General features: G+C 53.9%; 12 protein-coding genes and 7 tRNA genes. 14 read left to right on the top strand and 5 right to left on the bottom strand.

The annotated features are described in order from the left end of the window. Window positions 1-224: 224 nt before the first annotated feature. On the top strand, window positions 225-671 hold the full coding sequence (gene fur / locus NI40_RS05920; protein ID WP_014169146.1) for a ferric iron uptake transcriptional regulator: 447 nt from the start codon (window positions 225-227) through the stop codon (window positions 669-671). Window positions 672-765: 94 nt separating this feature from the next. On the opposite strand, the gene chiQ is transcribed toward fur, so the two are convergent. The 4 genes from chiQ to nagE all read right to left on the bottom strand — a co-directional run bounded on the left by chiQ (window position 766) and on the right by nagE (window position 6,854). Next, window positions 766-1,095: a ChiQ/YbfN family lipoprotein gene (chiQ, locus tag NI40_RS05915; protein WP_039262113.1), complete on the bottom strand. Its 330-nt coding sequence runs from the start codon at window positions 1,093-1,095 to the stop codon at window positions 766-768. A gap of 47 nt (window positions 1,096-1,142) precedes the next feature. Beyond that, complete coding sequence (gene chiP, locus NI40_RS05910) at window positions 1,143-2,540, bottom strand: chitoporin ChiP (protein WP_039261281.1); 1,398 nt, start codon at window positions 2,538-2,540, stop codon at window positions 1,143-1,145. Window positions 2,541-2,985: 445 nt separating this feature from the next. After that, the gene (gene glnS / locus NI40_RS05905) at window positions 2,986-4,653 is read right to left on the bottom strand and encodes a glutamine--tRNA ligase (RefSeq protein ID WP_029740147.1); all 1,668 of its coding nucleotides are present in this window, start codon (window positions 4,651-4,653) and stop codon (window positions 2,986-2,988) included. Between the two features lie 179 nt (window positions 4,654-4,832). Next, window positions 4,833-6,854 carry an N-acetylglucosamine-specific PTS transporter subunit IIBC gene (gene nagE, locus NI40_RS05900; RefSeq protein ID WP_024907027.1) on the bottom strand — a complete coding sequence of 674 codons (2,022 nt, stop codon included), beginning with the start codon at window positions 6,852-6,854 and terminating at the stop codon, window positions 4,833-4,835. 328 nt (window positions 6,855-7,182) lie between these two features. Between nagE and nagB the strand changes: the two genes are divergently transcribed. The 12 genes from nagB to NI40_RS05840 all read left to right on the top strand — a co-directional run bounded on the left by nagB (window position 7,183) and on the right by NI40_RS05840 (window position 14,049). Continuing rightward, window positions 7,183-7,983: a glucosamine-6-phosphate deaminase gene (gene nagB, locus NI40_RS05895; protein ID WP_023310765.1), complete on the top strand. Its 801-nt coding sequence runs from the start codon at window positions 7,183-7,185 to the stop codon at window positions 7,981-7,983. A gap of 55 nt (window positions 7,984-8,038) precedes the next feature. Then, the gene (gene nagA, locus NI40_RS05890; protein WP_039261276.1) at window positions 8,039-9,187 is read left to right on the top strand and encodes an N-acetylglucosamine-6-phosphate deacetylase; all 1,149 of its coding nucleotides are present in this window, start codon (window positions 8,039-8,041) and stop codon (window positions 9,185-9,187) included. Window positions 9,188-9,195: 8 nt separating this feature from the next. Continuing rightward, window positions 9,196-10,416, top strand: a complete 1,221-nt coding sequence (gene nagC, locus NI40_RS05885) for a DNA-binding transcriptional regulator NagC (protein WP_021242995.1) — start codon at window positions 9,196-9,198, stop codon at window positions 10,414-10,416. Between the two features lie 45 nt (window positions 10,417-10,461). Beyond that, window positions 10,462-11,214 carry a ribonucleotide monophosphatase NagD gene (nagD, locus tag NI40_RS05880; protein ID WP_023310763.1) on the top strand — a complete coding sequence of 251 codons (753 nt, stop codon included), beginning with the start codon at window positions 10,462-10,464 and terminating at the stop codon, window positions 11,212-11,214. A gap of 249 nt (window positions 11,215-11,463) precedes the next feature. Continuing rightward, the gene (gene asnB, locus NI40_RS05875; protein ID WP_023310762.1) at window positions 11,464-13,128 is read left to right on the top strand and encodes an asparagine synthase B; all 1,665 of its coding nucleotides are present in this window, start codon (window positions 11,464-11,466) and stop codon (window positions 13,126-13,128) included. Window positions 13,129-13,354: 226 nt separating this feature from the next. Next, window positions 13,355-13,431, top strand: a tRNA-Met gene (locus NI40_RS05870). Window positions 13,432-13,439: 8 nt separating this feature from the next. After that, window positions 13,440-13,524, top strand: a tRNA-Leu gene (locus tag NI40_RS05865). A gap of 23 nt (window positions 13,525-13,547) precedes the next feature. Continuing rightward, a tRNA-Gln gene (locus NI40_RS05860) sits at window positions 13,548-13,622 on the top strand. Window positions 13,623-13,654: 32 nt separating this feature from the next. Further along, window positions 13,655-13,729: transfer RNA gene (locus tag NI40_RS05855), tRNA-Gln, on the top strand. 17 nt (window positions 13,730-13,746) lie between these two features. Next, window positions 13,747-13,823: transfer RNA gene (locus NI40_RS05850), tRNA-Met, on the top strand. Window positions 13,824-13,863: 40 nt separating this feature from the next. After that, a tRNA-Gln gene (locus NI40_RS05845) sits at window positions 13,864-13,938 on the top strand. Window positions 13,939-13,974: 36 nt separating this feature from the next. After that, window positions 13,975-14,049, top strand: a tRNA-Gln gene (locus tag NI40_RS05840). Between the two features lie 110 nt (window positions 14,050-14,159). On the opposite strand, the gene ubiF is transcribed toward NI40_RS05840, so the two are convergent. Next, window positions 14,160-15,335, bottom strand: a complete 1,176-nt coding sequence (gene ubiF, locus NI40_RS05835) for a 3-demethoxyubiquinol 3-hydroxylase (RefSeq protein WP_039261269.1) — start codon at window positions 15,333-15,335, stop codon at window positions 14,160-14,162. A 135-nt stretch (window positions 15,336-15,470) separates the two neighbouring features. Between ubiF and miaB the strand changes: the two genes are divergently transcribed. Further along, the gene (gene miaB / locus NI40_RS05830; protein ID WP_033144935.1) at window positions 15,471-16,895 is read left to right on the top strand and encodes a tRNA (N6-isopentenyl adenosine(37)-C2)-methylthiotransferase MiaB; all 1,425 of its coding nucleotides are present in this window, start codon (window positions 15,471-15,473) and stop codon (window positions 16,893-16,895) included. Window positions 16,896-16,988: the final 93 nt, after the last annotated feature.

Raw genomic sequence — 16,988 nt, 5'->3', positions numbered from 1 at the left:
ATCTTTTAACTTTTTCGCCCAGACCTGTACAATGTCTCCCTGATAAAACGTGGTTTTCCATTGAGCAAGTTTGTTGGTGATACCACGTTTTTATAAGCATATTTTGCCTGAGACTTGCAGTTTTCATTTAGCCATGGCAGTTCTATAATGAGACGCATTATCCCGGGTGCATTTTCTGTCACTTCCTACAGAAGTGAATCGTTTAGCAACAGGACAGATTCCGCATGACTGACAACAATACCGCATTAAAGAAGGCTGGCCTGAAAGTTACGCTTCCTCGGTTAAAAATCCTTGAAGTGCTTCAGGGTCCAGACAATCACCATGTCAGTGCGGAAGACCTTTATAAACGTCTTATCGACATGGGTGAAGAGATTGGGCTGGCTACCGTCTATCGCGTGCTGAACCAGTTTGATGACGCGGGCATTGTTACCCGTCATAATTTCGAAGGCGGTAAATCTGTTTTCGAACTGACCCAGCAGCAGCACCACGATCACCTGATCTGCCTCGATTGTGGCAAGGTCATTGAATTCAGCGATGATTCCATCGAAGCGCGCCAGCGTGAAATCGCGGCGCGTCATGGCATCCGCCTGACGAACCACAGCCTGTACCTTTACGGTCACTGCGCTGAAGGCGACTGCCGCGAAGACGACCACGCGCACGACGCGAAATAATCAGTATTCATACTCTGAGCCAGCCGCAAGGTTGGCTTTTTTTTGCCTAAAAAAAGCCCGGTGGCGCACAGCCACCGGGCATAATAACAGCGAATTAGTTACTGTTATTGCTTCGTATTTCTTTCCAAATCTGGTCGCAACGCTTCGCCACTTCCTGATCGTTACCGGTTTTACGCGCCTGGATGCAGGCCTGATAATCCATCACGCGGACGTTTTCCTGCGTCGCGAACTGCTCATGCGCTTTCTCTTTCTTCAGCACGTTCAGCACGCTCTGACAGGCTTGAATTTTCTCCGGCGATCCGTCCGCAGTATTTATGCAGGCGCTATACGCCTCCTTCAGACGGGAGTCCTCTTTCGGCGCCTGAGTCTGAGCACACGCCACCAGTCCTGATGCCAGCAACGCGACGATTACGATTTTTTTCATCATGTGCAGTCTCCATGCCGGCGGGACTCAGCCCGCCGGTGCGTTCATCAGAAGATGGTGAATGGGGCAATAACCATGAATTTCACGTCACGCTCATCCTGGAAGATGTTGCCGTAACCGCCCGCATAGCTCGGGATATCGGAGTGGTTGTCATACTGGGTGAAGTGCAGTTTGAACATCGTGCCTTTCGCACGGCCATCCTGCAGGGTATAGATAGCATCGAGGCTGTAGGAAGACTCTTTCAGGCGATAGTTGGGATCGTAGTATGCGTCCGGCGTGGCCATATCGGCAGGTTTTGCGTCCCAGGCGTAAGCGTAAGAAGCGCCCACCGCCCAGCCAGGCAGGTTCCAGTTTTTCAGGTCATACATTGCGCCGAAGAAGACCGCTTTCTCGCCGTCGGCGTTGAAGTCTGAGCGGTTATCCCACCAGATATCAAGACGACCGTTGGAGGAGGCGTAGGTCGGGGTCATACGCTGCAGGAAATAGCCCTGCTGCCCTTCCGCCTTCACCCATGTGCCTTCCAGACGCAAATCAACCTGACCGACCTTGTAGCCGAAGGTTAACGCCTGCAGCCACGCGGTGCCGTCATAAATGTCGTTGACGCCACCGTTGCTGACTTTATCGCGCGTACCGTAGAACTGGTAGCTGGTGCTCAGCGGGCTACCCGCGACATCGAATTTATAGCTGGCCTTAGCAAAGTACTGATCGACATAGCCCTGTGCCTGACCAAATGCCGCTTCCAGCACCAGATCGTTTTTGAAGTCGTACTTCGCGCCCAGCGAGTGCAGGTAATCGACTTTGGTTTTTTTATCGTTCTGGTAGAACTTGTCCATTTCGATGTGCCACGGCGCTTTGTACTCGTTGGTCCACATATAGGAGAAGCTCAACGCACCCGCATCACCGTAGTCAAAGTTCGCCCCGGCTTCTGCACCCTGATAGGTACCCGGCATAAAGCTCCAGTGCGGTGCTAACAGGGTCTGACCGGTTGGCTGAATATAACCACCGCGCGCCCAAACCGGACCGTATTTAAATTTTGCAGCGGCTTTGTAAAGGCTAATACCGCTCTTATCCCCGGACCAGTCTTCTTTATAGGCTTTGTTGCTGGAGGAGAAGGCAATTTCGTTCGGGTGGGCGCTGTCGCCGTTTTCCGCCATTTCAATCGCGGTAAACGCAGCAATATCCAGACCGAACATATCGGCGGCATAGCCTGACTGGAAGTCCAGGTTGGCGTTCCAGGTGGAGTGCGAAAGGTTGGTTTTGTATTTGTCTTCGGTGATGTCTTTACGGTCACGTTCACGCTGCCAGTAATAAATACCGCCCGTGAGGGTAGAATCATCGATGAAGCCCGCCGCTTTCGCCTCTGGTGTCACCACCAGACCCGACATTGCTGTCACACCGGCAATAGCCAGCGCCAGCGCACTACGTTTGCCACTGAACGTACGCATAGATTATTCCTCTTTGACGAATTAAAACGCCTGAAGCGGCGTAAATAAAAAGACCAAATGGTCAGGGGTAGCTTTAAATACCCTCGAATTAACTACCGTCTTTAGGTTATTTTTCGCGACGCGAATTATCAATGCTTTTTAGCGGACAAAAGTCAGGACTATGACGAAGTGCACATAATTGGTAGCGCTTTGTAACATTTGTGAGGAGGCGAGGAATGGCGGGGAATTATCAGGTATTTCAGTGGCTAGACTTGAGAAGTCTTTCCTTTTTTATCACCTTTTTAATTTCCGCAATGATACAAACTTTTTTTTGAAAAATAAGTAGCACCTCATTGACCTGATATTTTTATGACGCCTTTTTAGGCCCTGTCTTAATACCCTGATCGTTAAATAAAAAAACGCCGCATAGTGCGGCGTTTGTCTCTCATTGACCAGACCAGCAATATTATTCGCCGATCTTCGTCCAGGTATCACGCAGGCCTACGGTACGGTTGAATACCGGTTTTTCCGCCGTGCTGTAACGGCTGTCCAGGCAGAAGTAACCTTCACGTTCGAACTGGAACGCTTTGCCCGCTTCGGCGGCTTTCAGAGAAGGCTCCGCATAACCCTGCTTGATCACCAGAGATTCCGGGTTGATGGTCGCCAGGAAGTCTTCCGCTGCACCTGGGTTAGGCACGCTGAACAGACGATCGTACAGACGAATTTCTACTGGCAGCGCGTGGGAAGCGCTTACCCAGTGAATAACGCCTTTCACCTTGCGGCCATCCGCCGGATCTTTGCTCAGCGTTTCAGCATCATAAGAACAGAAGATGGTGGTGATATTCCCTTCCGCATCTTTCTCTACGCGTTCGGCTTTGATGACGTAGGCATTACGCAGACGCACTTCTTTACCCAGCACCAGACGCTTGTACTGCTTGTTGGCTTCTTCGCGGAAGTCAGCGCGGTCAATCCAGATGTCACCGCTGAACGGCACGTCACGGCTACCCATTTCCGGTTTGTTCGGATGGTTAGGCATGGAGACCAGCTCGCTTTCACCCTGCGGATAGTTTTCGATAACCAGCTTCACCGGGTCGATAACGGCCATCGCGCGCGGAGCGTTTTCGTTGAGATCTTCGCGAATGCAGGATTCCAGGGAGGCCATCTCGATGGTGTTGTCCTGCTTGGTCACGCCGATGCGTTTGCAGAACTCACGAATAGAGGCTGCAGTGTAACCACGACGGCGCAGACCAGAGATGGTTGGCATACGCGGGTCATCCCAGCCCTCAACGTGCTTGTCGGTCACCAGCAGGTTCAGCTTACGCTTGGACATCACGGTGTATTCCAGATTCAGACGAGAGAACTCGTACTGGCGTGGATGCACAGGAATGGTGATGTTATCCAGAACCCAGTCGTACAGACGACGGTTGTCCTGGAACTCCAGCGTACACAGGGAGTGCGTAATGCCTTCCAGCGCATCGCTGATGCAGTGGGTAAAGTCGTACATCGGGTAGATGCACCACTTGTTGCCGGTCTGGTGGTGTTCCGCAAACTTAATGCGGTACAGCACCGGATCGCGCATCACGATGAACGGAGACGCCATGTCGATTTTGGCACGCAGGCACGCTTTGCCTTCTTCGAAGCCGCCGGCACGCATTTTTTCAAACAGCGCCAGGTTCTCTTCCACGCTGCGATCGCGGAACGGGCTGTTTTTGCCCGGCGCGGTCAGCGTACCGCGATATTCACGGATTTCATCAGCAGACAGTTCGTCAACGTACGCCAGACCCTTGTTGATCAGTTCAACCGCGTAGGCGTACAGCTGATCGAAATAGTCAGAGGAGTAGCAGATATCGCCAGACCAGTTGAAGCCCAGCCATTGCACGTCATTCTTGATGGACTCAACGTATTCGATGTCTTCTTTTACTGGGTTGGTGTCATCGAAACGCAGGTTGCACTGTCCCTGGTAGTCTTGCGCAATGCCAAAGTTCAGGCAGATGGACTTCGCATGCCCGATATGCAGGTAGCCGTTCGGCTCCGGCGGGAAACGGGTATGAACTGTGGTGTGCTTACCACTGGCCAGATCTTCATCGATGATCTGACGAATAAAGTTACTCGGGCGGGCTTCTGCCTCACTCATCGTGGATTCCTCAAAGCGTAAACAACGTATAACGGCGTATGATCTTATAAGCCGGACGTAGTGACAACCCTTAGTTACGGAAAATACGTATCTGATGAAAATAATGGGGGCGTTTGCTGCAAAAAAAAGCGGCGGAGGATATCCCCCGCCGCTTAAGGCATGACTCTACTCAGGAGCGATTACTTGCCTTTAATCTCATACAGCGGTGTTTGACCCGCAACAACCTGACCTTTCGCCTGAATGACCAGGCCACTGAAGTCGTCGATGTTGCTGCAAACGACCGGGCTTATCATGGAGCGCGCGTTGGCGTTCAGGAAGTCCAGATCCATTTCCAGAATCGGCTGCCCGGCCACCACTTCAGCGCCCTCTTCCACCAGGCGAGTAAAGCCCTGACCGTTCAGCGCAACGGTATCGATACCCATATGGACAACGATCTCCGCGCCATTTTCGGTTTCGAGGCAGAACGCGTGGTTGGTGTTGAAGATTTTCACGATGGTACCGGCCGCCGGAGACACAACGGTTTTTTCCGTTGGTTTCACCGCCACACCGTCACCAACCGCTTTGCTGGCGAAGGCTTCGTCAGGCACCTGCTCAATAGCAACGACTTCACCGGTTACCGGTGAAACCAGCGCGGCTACCGTTTTGGCGTTCGGTACCGCCTGCGGTTTTGCGGCCGCTGGCGCAGCGGCAGGTGCGGCAGAAGCTTCTGCTGCGGCTACCGGACCGGTGGTTTTCATGGCGTTAGCAATTTTCTCAGCCACGAAGCCAACGATAATCTGCACGCTGGTTTTGTTCAGGCGAATAACACCGGAAGCACCCAGACGTTTGGCCAGCGCTTCGTTCACCAGGGAAGAGTCTTTGACGTTCAGACGCAGACGAGTGATACAGGCGTCGATACCGGTCAGGTTGTCAGAGCCGCCGACAGCGGCGATGTACTGACGCGCCAGGCCTGAAACGTCCTGATCCTGAGCACCGCTCACGTTCACATCCTGACCATCCGCTTCGCTACCGGCCACGGCCAGTTCACGACCCGGGGTCATCAGGTTGAATTTGGTGATAGTGAAACGGAACACCATGTAGTAGATCGCGAAGAACACCAGACCTTGCGGGATCAGCATCCACCAGTGGGTCGCCAGCGGGTTACGGGACGACAGCACCATATCCACCAGACCGGCGCTGAAGCCGAAACCGGCAATCCAGTGCATGCTGGCAGCGATGAACACGGAGATACCGGTCAGCACGGCGTGGATCACATACAGAACCGGCGCCACGAACATGAAGGAGAACTCCAGCGGCTCGGTGATACCGGTGAAGAAGGCCGCGAACGCCCCCGCCATCATGATACCCAGCACTTTCGCTTTGTTCTCTGGACGCGCGCAGTGGTAGATAGCCAGCGCAGCACCCGGCAGACCAAACATCATGATCGGGAAGAAGCCCGCCTGGTAACGACCGGTGATACCGACAACCGCTTTACCTGCTTCGATGGACTGTGCGCCACCCAGGAAGTTAGGGATATCGTTAATACCGGCAACGTCGAACCAGAATACGGAGTTCAGCGCGTGGTGCAGACCGACCGGGATCAGCAGACGGTTGAAGAACGCATACACGCCCGCACCGACAGAACCCAGTTTCTGGATGTGCTCACCGAAGTTCACCAGACCGTCGAAGATCATCGGCCAGACGTACATCATGATGAACGCAACAACGATCATCACAAACGAGGTCAGGATAGGAACCAGGCGGCGACCGCTAAAGAAGGAGAGCGCTTTTGGCAGCTCTACGCTGCTGAAGCGGTTATACAGTTCGGCGGAAATAATACCCACAAGGATACCGACAAACTGGTTGCTGATCTTACCGAACGCCGCCGGAACCTGGTCCGCCGGAATTTTTTGGATCATGGCCACCGCTGCAGGCGAGCAGAGGGTGGTTAACACGAGGAAACCGACAAAACCGGTCAGCGCAGCGGCGCCGTCTTTGTCTTTGGACATACCGTAAGCCACACCAATCGCGAACAACACGGACATGTTGTCGATAATGGCGGAACCTGACTTGATAAAGAACGCCGCCAGCGCGCTGGTATTACCCCAGCCGTTGGGGTCGATCCAGTAGCCGACACCCATCAGGATGGCTGCGGCAGGCAGCGTGGCGACCGGCACCATAAGCGCGCGGCCAACCTTTTGTAAATAACCTAGAATACTCACTTTCTTCCCCCTATGAGACCCCGTTTAAGGCATGTTCTCAGCTCTGTTTTTTATTGTGTCACGAACTATAGATACAGTTGATGCTTCACTGGCATTGTGAGTGTGTGAAAAATTAATTCGTATCGCAAATTAAACGCGTACTTTTTGTGATTTTTGTCACCAAATATCGTTATTCACCCTCCCTTACACTGGCTAATAGCGAAAACTTATTTTATCATTCAAAAAATCAAGACGGATTGATCCGGCCTGAAAGTTTCCAGGTTACGCTTAAGTATCAGGTCCCGATAGCCATCCGCCCACTCTTCTACTTAAACTCTTGAGGTGAACAATGAGACTGATTCCCCTGGCAACTGCTGAACAAGTCGGTAAATGGGCCGCTCGCCATATCGTTAACCGTATTAACGCCTTTAAACCGACCGCCGATCGTCCTTTCGTTCTTGGACTTCCGACAGGCGGCACGCCGCTGACCGCCTATAAGGCGCTGGTTGAGATGCATAAAGCAGGCCAGGTTAGCTTCAAACATGTTGTGACCTTCAATATGGATGAATACGTTGGCTTACCGAAAGACCACCCGGAAAGCTACCATAGCTTTATGCACCGTAATTTCTTTGATCACGTTGATATTCCATCTGAAAATATTAACCTGCTGAATGGAAACGCGCCTGATATTGACGCAGAATGCCGTCAGTATGAAGAAAAAATCCGTTCTTACGGTAAGATCCACCTGTTCATGGGTGGTGTAGGTAATGATGGTCATATCGCGTTTAACGAACCGGCGTCATCTCTGGCTTCCCGCACCCGTATTAAAACGCTGACCCATGACACGCGCGTGGCAAACTCCCGCTTCTTTGACGGCGATGTTAACCAGGTTCCAAAATACGCCCTGACCGTAGGCGTAGGCACCCTGCTGGATGCCGAAGAAGTGATGATTCTGGTGCTGGGCGGCGTGAAAGCGCAGGCGCTCCAGGCTGCCGTTGAAGGCAACGTTAACCATATGTGGACCATCAGCTGCCTGCAGCTGCATCCTAAATCCGTCATCGTCTGCGACGAACCGTCCACGATGGAGCTGAAGGTAAAAACGCTGAAATACTTCAACGAGTTAGAAGCTGAGAACATCAAAGGTCTGTAATTGAATAACCGCCTCTTCATCAAGAGGCGGCCGCTTTTTTTAACCGGGGGTCGTTATGTACGCTTTAACCCACGGTCGGATTTATACCGGCCATGAAATTCTGGATGACCATGCGATTGTTATCGCTGATGGCCTGATTGAACGTGTTTGTCCGCTGGCAGAACTGCCGCCGGAGATTGAACAGCGCTCACTCAATGGAGCAGTAATCTCCCCCGGTTTCATCGACGTACAGCTCAACGGCTGCGGCGGTGTGCAATTCAATGACACCGCGGATGCGGTGACGGTCGAAACGCTGGAGATCATGCAGAAAGCCAACGAGAAATCGGGCTGCACCAGCTATCTGCCAACGCTCATCACCAGCAGTGATGACCTCATGAAGCAGGGTATCCGCGTGATGCGCGAATACCTGGCCAAACACCCTAACCAGGCGCTGGGTCTGCACCTTGAAGGGCCATGGCTCAATATGGTCAAGAAAGGAACGCATAACCCGAATTTCGTGCGTAAACCGGATGCGGAGCTGGTTGACTACATGTGTGCGAACGCCGATGTGATCACCAAAGTGACGCTGGCGCCTGAAATGACGGGTACGGATGTCATCAGCAAACTGGCTGGTGCCGGGATTATCGTTTCAGCTGGCCACTCAAACGCGACGCTGAAAGAAGCGAAAGCCGGTTTCCGCGCGGGCATTACCTTCGCAACGCACCTTTACAACGCCATGCCGTATATCACAGGCCGTGAACCGGGTCTGGTCGGGGCGATTCTGGATGAGCCAGACGTCTACTGCGGCATTATTGCCGACGGCTTACACGTCGATTACACCAACATCCGCAACGCTAAGCGGCTGAAAGGTGACAAGCTTTGTCTGGTGACGGATGCCACCGCACCGGCAGGTGCAAATATTGAGCAGTTCATTTTTGCCGGTAAAACAATATACTACCGCAATGGACTGTGTGTGGATGAAAACGGTACGCTGAGCGGTTCCTCTTTAACCATGATTGAAGGGGTGCGTAACCTGGTTGAACATTGCGGGATTGCGCTTGATGAAGTCCTGCGTATGGCCACCCTTTATCCGGCGCGCGCAATGGGCGTGGATAAACAGCTCGGCGAAATTGCACCAGGTATGGTTGCAAACCTGACGGCATTCACACACGATTATAAAATTATTAAGACCATCGTTAATGGTAACGAGGTCGTCACTGAGTAAGTAAAAGTATGACACCTGGCGGACAAGCTCAAATCGGTAATGTCGATCTCGTTAAACAACTTAACAGTGCGGCGGTATACCGCCTGATTGACCAGCACGGACCAATCTCGCGAATTCAGATAGCCGAACAAAGCCAGCTTGCTCCCGCCAGCGTGACAAAAATTACCCGCCAGCTCATTGAGCGCGGTCTGATCAAAGAAGTCGATCAGCAGGCCTCCACCGGGGGCCGCCGCGCGATCTCCATTATTACCGAAACCCGCAATTTTCAGGCCATTGGCGTCCGTCTGGGCCGCCATGACACCACGCTCACGCTGTACGATCTGAGCAGTAAAGCGATTGCGGAAGAGCACTACCCTCTTCCGGAGCGCACCCAGGAGACGCTGGAGCATGCGCTGCTGAATACCATCGCGCAGTTTATTGAAAGCTGTCAGCGCAAGATCCGTGAACTCATTGCCATCTCCGTGATTTTGCCCGGACTGGTCGACCCGGAAAGCGGCGTGATCCGCTATATGCCGCATATTCAGGTTGAAAACTGGGGGCTGGTCGACGCGCTGGAAAAGCGTTTTAAGGTGACCTGCTTTGTGGGTCACGACATTCGCTCTCTGGCGCTGGCAGAGCACTACTTTGGTGCGAGCCAGGACTGTGAAGACTCTATTCTGGTGCGCGTTCACCGCGGAACGGGCGCCGGTATTATCTCTAACGGCCGTATTTTTATTGGTCGCAACGGTAACGTTGGCGAGATCGGCCACATTCAGGTTGAACCCCTCGGGGAGCGCTGCCACTGCGGCAACTTCGGCTGCCTTGAAACGATTGCCGCCAACACGGCCATCGAGCAGCGCGTTCGCCATCTTCTTGAACAGGGATATCAAAGCCGCGTCACGCTGGACGATTGCAAGATAGGCACCATCTGCAAAGCCGCCAATAAAGGCGACGCGCTGGCCTGTGAAGTGATTGAGCAGGTAGGCCGCCATCTGGGGAAAACCATCGCCATCGCCATTAACCTGTTTAACCCCCAGAAAGTGGTGATCGCCGGTGAAATTGTGGAAGCGGAAAAGGTGCTGCTCCCCGCCATTGAAGGCTGTATTAACACCCAGGCGCTGAAAGCATTCCGCCAGAACCTCCCGGTGGTTCGTTCAAAGCTTGATCATCGCTCGGCGATTGGCGCGTTCGCGCTGGTCAAACGCGCCATGCTCAACGGAATTCTGCTGCAGCATTTGCTGGAAAGTTGATCGGACCTTATAGTAACGCCTTCTTTTTTTGATGTCGGACTGTCCATGACCATTAAGAATGTAATTTGTGATATCGACGGCGTGCTGATGCACGACAACGTTGCCGTGCCGGGTGCTGCGGAGTTTCTTCACCGCATCATCGACAAAGGAATGCCTCTGGTTCTGCTCACGAACTACCCTTCCCAAACCGGTCAGGATCTGGCTAACCGCTTTGCCACGGCGGGCGTCGACGTTCCGGACAGCGTGTTTTATACCTCGGCAATGGCCACGGCAGATTTTCTGAAGCGTCAGGAAGGGAAAAAAGCCTACGTAGTGGGTGAAGGTGCGCTGATACACGAGCTGTACAAAGCTGGCTTTACCATCACTGACGTGAACCCGGACTTTGTGATTGTCGGCGAAACGCGCTCCTTTAACTGGGAGATGATGCATAAGGCAGCATACTTTGTCGCCAGCGGCGCACGCTTTATCGCGACCAACCCGGATACGCACGGCCGTGGTTTTTATCCGGCCTGCGGCGCGCTGTGCGCCGGTATCGAAAAAATCTCAGGTCGTCAGCCGTTTGTGGTCGGTAAACCGAGCCCGTGGATCATTCGTGCCGCGCTCAACAAGATGCAGGCCCACTCTGAAGAAACCGTTATTGTCGGCGACAACCTGCGCACCGATATTCTGGCCGGATTCCAGGCGGGTCTGGAGACGATTCTGGTCCTCTCCGGCGTCTCTCAACTTGATGACATTGATTCGATGCCGTTCCGGCCAAGCTGGATTTACCCCTCCGTCGATGAAATCGACATCATCTGATAACGAACCACGCCTCAGGGCGTGGTTTTTCATTTATGGCCTGCACAAATAAAACCCCATCTAATAAAAAGCACTTTTTATTGCATAATAATCAATGAAAGAATTCATGGCGTACTCTTTTTTCACTATTCCGCAATCACCATTGCACTATTTCCGTTTTCACCCGTAAAACGCTTGCGCGCCCTGCCCCTTTGCGGCATTTTCATAAGCAAGCAACATTACAAAGCAACAGGGTTAACGGAGAAGGTTATGTGTTCAATTTTTGGCGTACTGGATATTAAAACTGACGCGGGCGAACTGCGTAAAAAGGCACTCGAACTGTCCCGCCTGATGCGCCACCGCGGTCCGGACTGGTCAGGCGTTTACGCCAGTGATAAAGCGATTCTGGCTCACGAACGTCTGTCCATTGTTGACGTCAACGCCGGTGCACAGCCGCTGTATAACGAGAAAAAAACGCACGCGCTGGCTGTCAACGGTGAAATCTACAACCACCAGGCACTGCGCGCCGAATACGGCGACCGCTACGCTTTCCAGACCGGTTCTGACTGTGAAGTGATCCTGGCGCTGTATCAGGAGAAAGGGCCCGAGTTCCTGGACGACCTGCAGGGCATGTTCGCCTTCGCCCTGTACGACAGCGAAAAAGACGCTTACCTGATTGGCCGTGACCATATCGGCATTATCCCGCTGTATATGGGCCACGATGAGCACGGCAACTTCTACGTCGCCTCTGAAATGAAAGCCCTGGTGCCGGTATGCCGCACCATTAAAGAGTTCCCGGCGGGTAGCTATCTGTGGAGCAAAGACGGCGAGATCCGTTCCTATTACCAGCGTGACTGGTTCGACTATGATGCGGTAAAAGACAACGTCACGGACAAAGCCGAGCTGCGTCAGGCCCTGGAAGATTCCGTCAAAAGCCACCTGATGTCTGATGTGCCCTACGGCGTGCTGCTCTCCGGCGGTCTGGACTCCTCCGTGATCTCCGCGATCACCAAGAAATTCGCGGCCCGTCGTGTGGAAGATCAGGAGCGCTCAGAAGCCTGGTGGCCACAGCTGCACTCTTTTGCCGTTGGCCTGGAAGGCGCACCTGACCTGAAAGCCGCGCAGGAAGTGGCGAACCACCTCGGCACCGTGCACCATGAGATTCACTTCACCGTGCAGGAAGGTCTGGATGCGATCCGCGATGTGATCTATCACATTGAAACCTATGACGTGACCACCATCCGCGCCTCAACGCCGATGTACCTGATGTCGCGCAAGATCAAAGCGATGGGCATCAAGATGGTGCTCTCCGGTGAAGGTTCTGACGAAGTGTTTGGCGGCTACCTGTACTTCCACAAAGCGCCGAACGCCAAAGAGCTGCACGAAGAGACCGTGCGTAAGCTGCAGGCGCTGCACATGTTCGACTGTGCGCGTGCCAACAAAGCGATGTCGGCCTGGGGCGTGGAAGCGCGCGTGCCGTTCCTGGATAAGAAATTCCTCGACGTGGCGATGCGCATCAACCCGCAGGACAAGATGTGCGGCAACGGCAAAATGGAAAAACATATCCTGCGTGAGTGTTTTGAATCCTACCTGCCGGCGAGCGTGGCATGGCGTCAGAAAGAGCAGTTCTCTGATGGCGTTGGTTATAGCTGGATCGACACCCTGAAAGAGGTCGCGGCGAAACAGGTTTCCGACCAACAGCTGGAAACCGCGAGCTTCCGCTTCCCGTACAACACGCCGGGCTCGAAAGAAGCCTATCTGTATCGTGAAATTTTTGAAGAGCTGTTCCCGGTACCGAGTGCCGCGGAGTGCGTACCGGGTGGCCCGTCCGTCGCCTGCTCTTCTGCCAAAGCGATTGAATGGGATGAATCTTTCAAATCCATGAACGATCCGTCAGGACGCGCGGTAGGCGTTCACCAGTCAGCCTACAAATAATCACTCAGATCGCAATCAGGCCCCTCAGGGGCCTGATTTTTTTGCCTCACATTTCACCGTCTAAATCTGATTAATAACCAATAATTGCCGAATATTCGGCCACGCTGTTCGCAACCTAACCAAACAGTCACATTCCGGCTATTTTCGTTGAAAAAGGTGTTGACGCTGCAAGGGTCTATACGCATAATGCGCCCCGCAACGCCGATAAGGTAACGCGAAAAAAGATGGCTACGTAGCTCAGTTGGTTAGAGCACATCACTCATAATGATGGGGTCACAGGTTCGAATCCCGTCGTAGCCACCATCTTTTTTGCGGGAGTGGCGAAATTGGTAGACGCACCAGATTTAGGTTCTGGCGCCGCAAGGTGTGCGAGTTCAAGTCTCGCCTCCCGCACCATTCCCGGGTAAGCGTTGCACGGATGGGGTATCGCCAAGCGGTAAGGCACCGGTTTTTGATACCGGCATTCCCTGGTTCGAATCCAGGTACCCCAGCCATATTTCTTCGATTTTGCGGTTCTCCGCGGTATTGGGGTATCGCCAAGCGGTAAGGCACCGGTTTTTGATACCGGCATTCCCTGGTTCGAATCCAGGTACCCCAGCCATCGAAGATTGCAGTACTGGCTACGTAGCTCAGTTGGTTAGAGCACATCACTCATAATGATGGGGTCACAGGTTCGAATCCCGTCGTAGCCACCAAATTCAGATTGTCGATTTTTCGGTAATCAAGACAAATTGTTGGGGTATCGCCAAGCGGTAAGGCACCGGATTCTGATTCCGGCATTCCGAGGTTCGAATCCTCGTACCCCAGCCAATTTAAAAAGTCGTTAAGCAGTTTGTTTAACGCAATTGGGGTGTCGCCAAGCGGTAAGGCTCTGGTTTCTGATACCAGCATTCCGGGGTTCGAATCCCTGCACCCCAGCCACTTAAGTAACAAAAAAGCCCGCTCTGCGGGCTTTTTTGTTTTTGTTGTTCAGGATGGTGCGGCCTGATGCCCTCACCCTGCCCCTCTCCCACTGGGAGAGGGGAAAAAGATTAGAGTCCCAGCGCGTATTTCAGCGCCTGTCGCTTCAGACCACCGGCACGTTCCGCTGCCATCAATCCAATATTACGCAGAATGCGCACCGGGGCTAAGTCATTGCTGAACCCGGCATAAAACAGATCCATCCCCGACTGCATAATAAAGTTATCCGCCATGCGTCGCGTCTGGTAACGCTTCAGAATCTGATGGCTGGCCCAGTTTTCCGCGTGCCCGCGGGCGCTGCCCAGCACATCCAGTAACGCATCGACATCACGGTACCCCAGATTCACGCCCTGCCCGGCCAGCGGATGAATGGTGTGTGCCGCATCGCCCACCAGCGCCAGCCCTTCACGGGCATACTGCAAAGCATGGCGGCGCGTGAGCGGAAATGCACCTGCAGCGACCGGCGTCACGTTGCCCAGACGGCTCGGGAAATGCAGGCGGATTTCCCGCTGCAATTGTTCCATTGTAAGCCCCTGCAGCTGGCGAATGCGTGCCGGTTTGTCGTACCAGACCAGCGATGCCCAGTTATCAAACAGCGGTAAAAAGGCATGCGGGCCATTCGGCGTAAAGTGCTGCCACGTGCTTTCTCCCGGCGCATTCTCGCACTCGACGGTAATCAGCATGCAGGACTGCTCATACTGCCAGGCATGAACGCCAATTCCCGCCATCTGTCTGACCTGCGAGTTAGCGCCGTCCGCTCCGACGACGAGCTTAACGGCCAGTTCATCGCCGCTGTCGAGCGTCAGCAAATACCCGCTCTCGTGAGGATGCAGTGCCTTAATCGACGCCGGAACGCGCAGCGTCACCTTCGGATGCGCCTCCAGCGCCAGCCAGAGCGCCTGCTGGAGCACGTTGTTTTCCACCATATAACCCAGGCGCGGCAGCTTCAGCTCAGCGGCATCAAACGCGACGTGGGCATTTTCCCACTCCCAGGTTTCAAGACGGCTGTAAGGATGGGCGCGCATCGCCAGCACCGCCTCCCAGACGCCCAGCCCACGCAGCAGATCGACGGACGCCGCGCTGATCGCGGAAATGCGCACATCCGGTTTGCTGGCGGGATCGAAGGCCGGCGGAGCAGCCTGTTCAATTACCGTTACCTCAAATCCCTGCTGCGCCAGCCCCAGCGCCAGCGCGCCGCCGACCATACCGCCGCCGACAACGGCAACTTCGGTGTGTAGGAGTGTCATGGTCAATTTTCCTTATTGGAGAATCCCTTAAGTTTACCGGATTTTTGCGGTCCTGAGACACATAACCTTCATACTGGTCACAACCCCACCAAAGCATTACAATACGCGGCTTGCAATCCTGAGCTGAGCAAGTCGATGACTAAAAAACTCCATATAAAAACCTGGGGCTGTCAGATGAACGAATACGATTCATCCAAGATGGCCGATCTGCTGGATTCAACCCACGGATACCAGCTGACAGAAAATGCGAAAGAAGCGGACGTGCTGCTGCTGAACACCTGTTCGATTCGTGAAAAAGCGCAGGAAAAAGTCTTTCACGTGTTAGGCCGCTGGAAGCTTCTCAAGCGAAAAAATCCGGACCTGATCATCGGGGTGGGTGGCTGCGTCGCGTCGCAGGAAGGTAAGCTGATCCGCCAGAGAGCCCCGTATGTGGATATTGTCTTTGGCCCTCAGACCCTGCACCGCCTGCCGGAGATGATCAATCAGGTTCGCGGCAACCGCAGCCCGGTCGTTGACGTCAGCTTCCCGGAAATCGAAAAGTTTGACCGTCTGCCAGAGCCGCGCGCCGATGGCCCGACCGCCTTCGTCTCCATCATGGAAGGCTGCAACAAATATTGCACTTACTGCGTGGTGCCTTACACCCGTGGTGAAGAAGTCAGCCGTCCGGCAGATGATATTCTGTTTGAAATTGCGCAGCTTGCCGCACAGGGCGTTCGCGAAGTGAACCTGCTGGGCCAGAACGTGAACGCCTGGCGCGGGGAAAACTACGACGGCACCACCGGCAGCTTTGCCGAACTGCTGCGTCTGGTGGCCGCGATTGACGGTATCGACCGCATTCGCTTTACCACCAGCCATCCGATGGAGTTTACCGACGACATCATTGACGTGTATCGCGATACGCCAGAGCTGGTGAGCTTCCTGCACCTGCCGATTCAGTGTGGATCTGACCGCGTGTTGAACCTGATGGGCCGCCCGCATACGGTGCTGGAGTACAAGTCCACCATTCGCAAGCTGCGTGAAGCCCGTCCGGATATCCAGATCAGCTCCGACTTTATCGTCGGCTTCCCTGGCGAAACCGCTGATGACTTCGAGCGCACCATGAAGCTCATCGGTGAAGTGAATTTTGACGTCAGCTACAGCTTCATCTTCTCTGCGCGTCCTGGAACACCTGCGGCCGATATGGTTGACGATGTGCCGGAAGAAGAGAAAAAGCAGCGTCTGTATATTCTGCAGGAGCGTATTAACCAGCAGGCCAACGCGTGGAGTCGCCGTATGCTCGGCACCGTTCAGCGCATTCTGGTGGAAGGCACCTCCCGCAAGAGCATTATGGAACTCTCCGGTCGTACCGAAAACAACCGCGTGGTGAACTTTGAGGGCACCCCGGATATGATCGGTAAATTCGTGGACGTCGAGATTGTCGAAGTGCTGACCAACTCGCTGCGCGCGAAGCTGGTACGCACCGAGGACGAAATGGGCCTGCGTATTGCCGAGTCACCGGAATCCGTGATCTCTCGTACCCGTAAAGAAAACGATTCTGGCGTGGGGATTTACCAGCCTTAATCCTCCTGGCCTGCCTTTCCGGCAGGCCTTGTATTTCCTCTCATCGTCCCCAATATCTTCCGCAACGCTTGCGCCTTTATTCTGTGGCGTGAA

The organism is Enterobacter sp. E20 (genome assembly GCF_000801755.2).
In the GTDB taxonomy this organism is placed as follows: domain Bacteria; phylum Pseudomonadota; class Gammaproteobacteria; order Enterobacterales; family Enterobacteriaceae; genus Enterobacter; species Enterobacter asburiae_B.
Note: the sequence above shows the minus strand (reverse complement) of the source record. Positions and strands in the feature narration are given on the sequence as shown.

What these genes read in the sequence shown, in the direction of transcription:
- fur (WP_014169146.1), top strand. Translation starts at nt 225, where the DNA reads ATGACTGACAACAATACCGCATTAAAGAAGGCTGGCCTGAAAGTTACG.
- miaB (WP_033144935.1), top strand. Translation starts at nt 15,471, where the DNA reads ATGACTAAAAAACTCCATATAAAAACCTGGGGCTGTCAGATGAACGAA.
- chiQ (WP_039262113.1), bottom strand. Translation starts at nt 1,095, where the DNA reads ATGAAAAAAATCGTAATCGTCGCGTTGCTGGCATCAGGACTGGTGGCG.
- chiP (WP_039261281.1), bottom strand. Translation starts at nt 2,540, where the DNA reads ATGCGTACGTTCAGTGGCAAACGTAGTGCGCTGGCGCTGGCTATTGCC.
- asnB (WP_023310762.1), top strand. Translation starts at nt 11,464, where the DNA reads ATGTGTTCAATTTTTGGCGTACTGGATATTAAAACTGACGCGGGCGAA.
- nagD (WP_023310763.1), top strand. Translation starts at nt 10,462, where the DNA reads ATGACCATTAAGAATGTAATTTGTGATATCGACGGCGTGCTGATGCAC.
- ubiF (WP_039261269.1), bottom strand. Translation starts at nt 15,335, where the DNA reads ATGACACTCCTACACACCGAAGTTGCCGTTGTCGGCGGCGGTATGGTC.
- glnS (WP_029740147.1), bottom strand. Translation starts at nt 4,653, where the DNA reads ATGAGTGAGGCAGAAGCCCGCCCGAGTAACTTTATTCGTCAGATCATC.
- nagA (WP_039261276.1), top strand. Translation starts at nt 8,039, where the DNA reads ATGTACGCTTTAACCCACGGTCGGATTTATACCGGCCATGAAATTCTG.
- nagB (WP_023310765.1), top strand. Translation starts at nt 7,183, where the DNA reads ATGAGACTGATTCCCCTGGCAACTGCTGAACAAGTCGGTAAATGGGCC.
- nagC (WP_021242995.1), top strand. Translation starts at nt 9,196, where the DNA reads ATGACACCTGGCGGACAAGCTCAAATCGGTAATGTCGATCTCGTTAAA.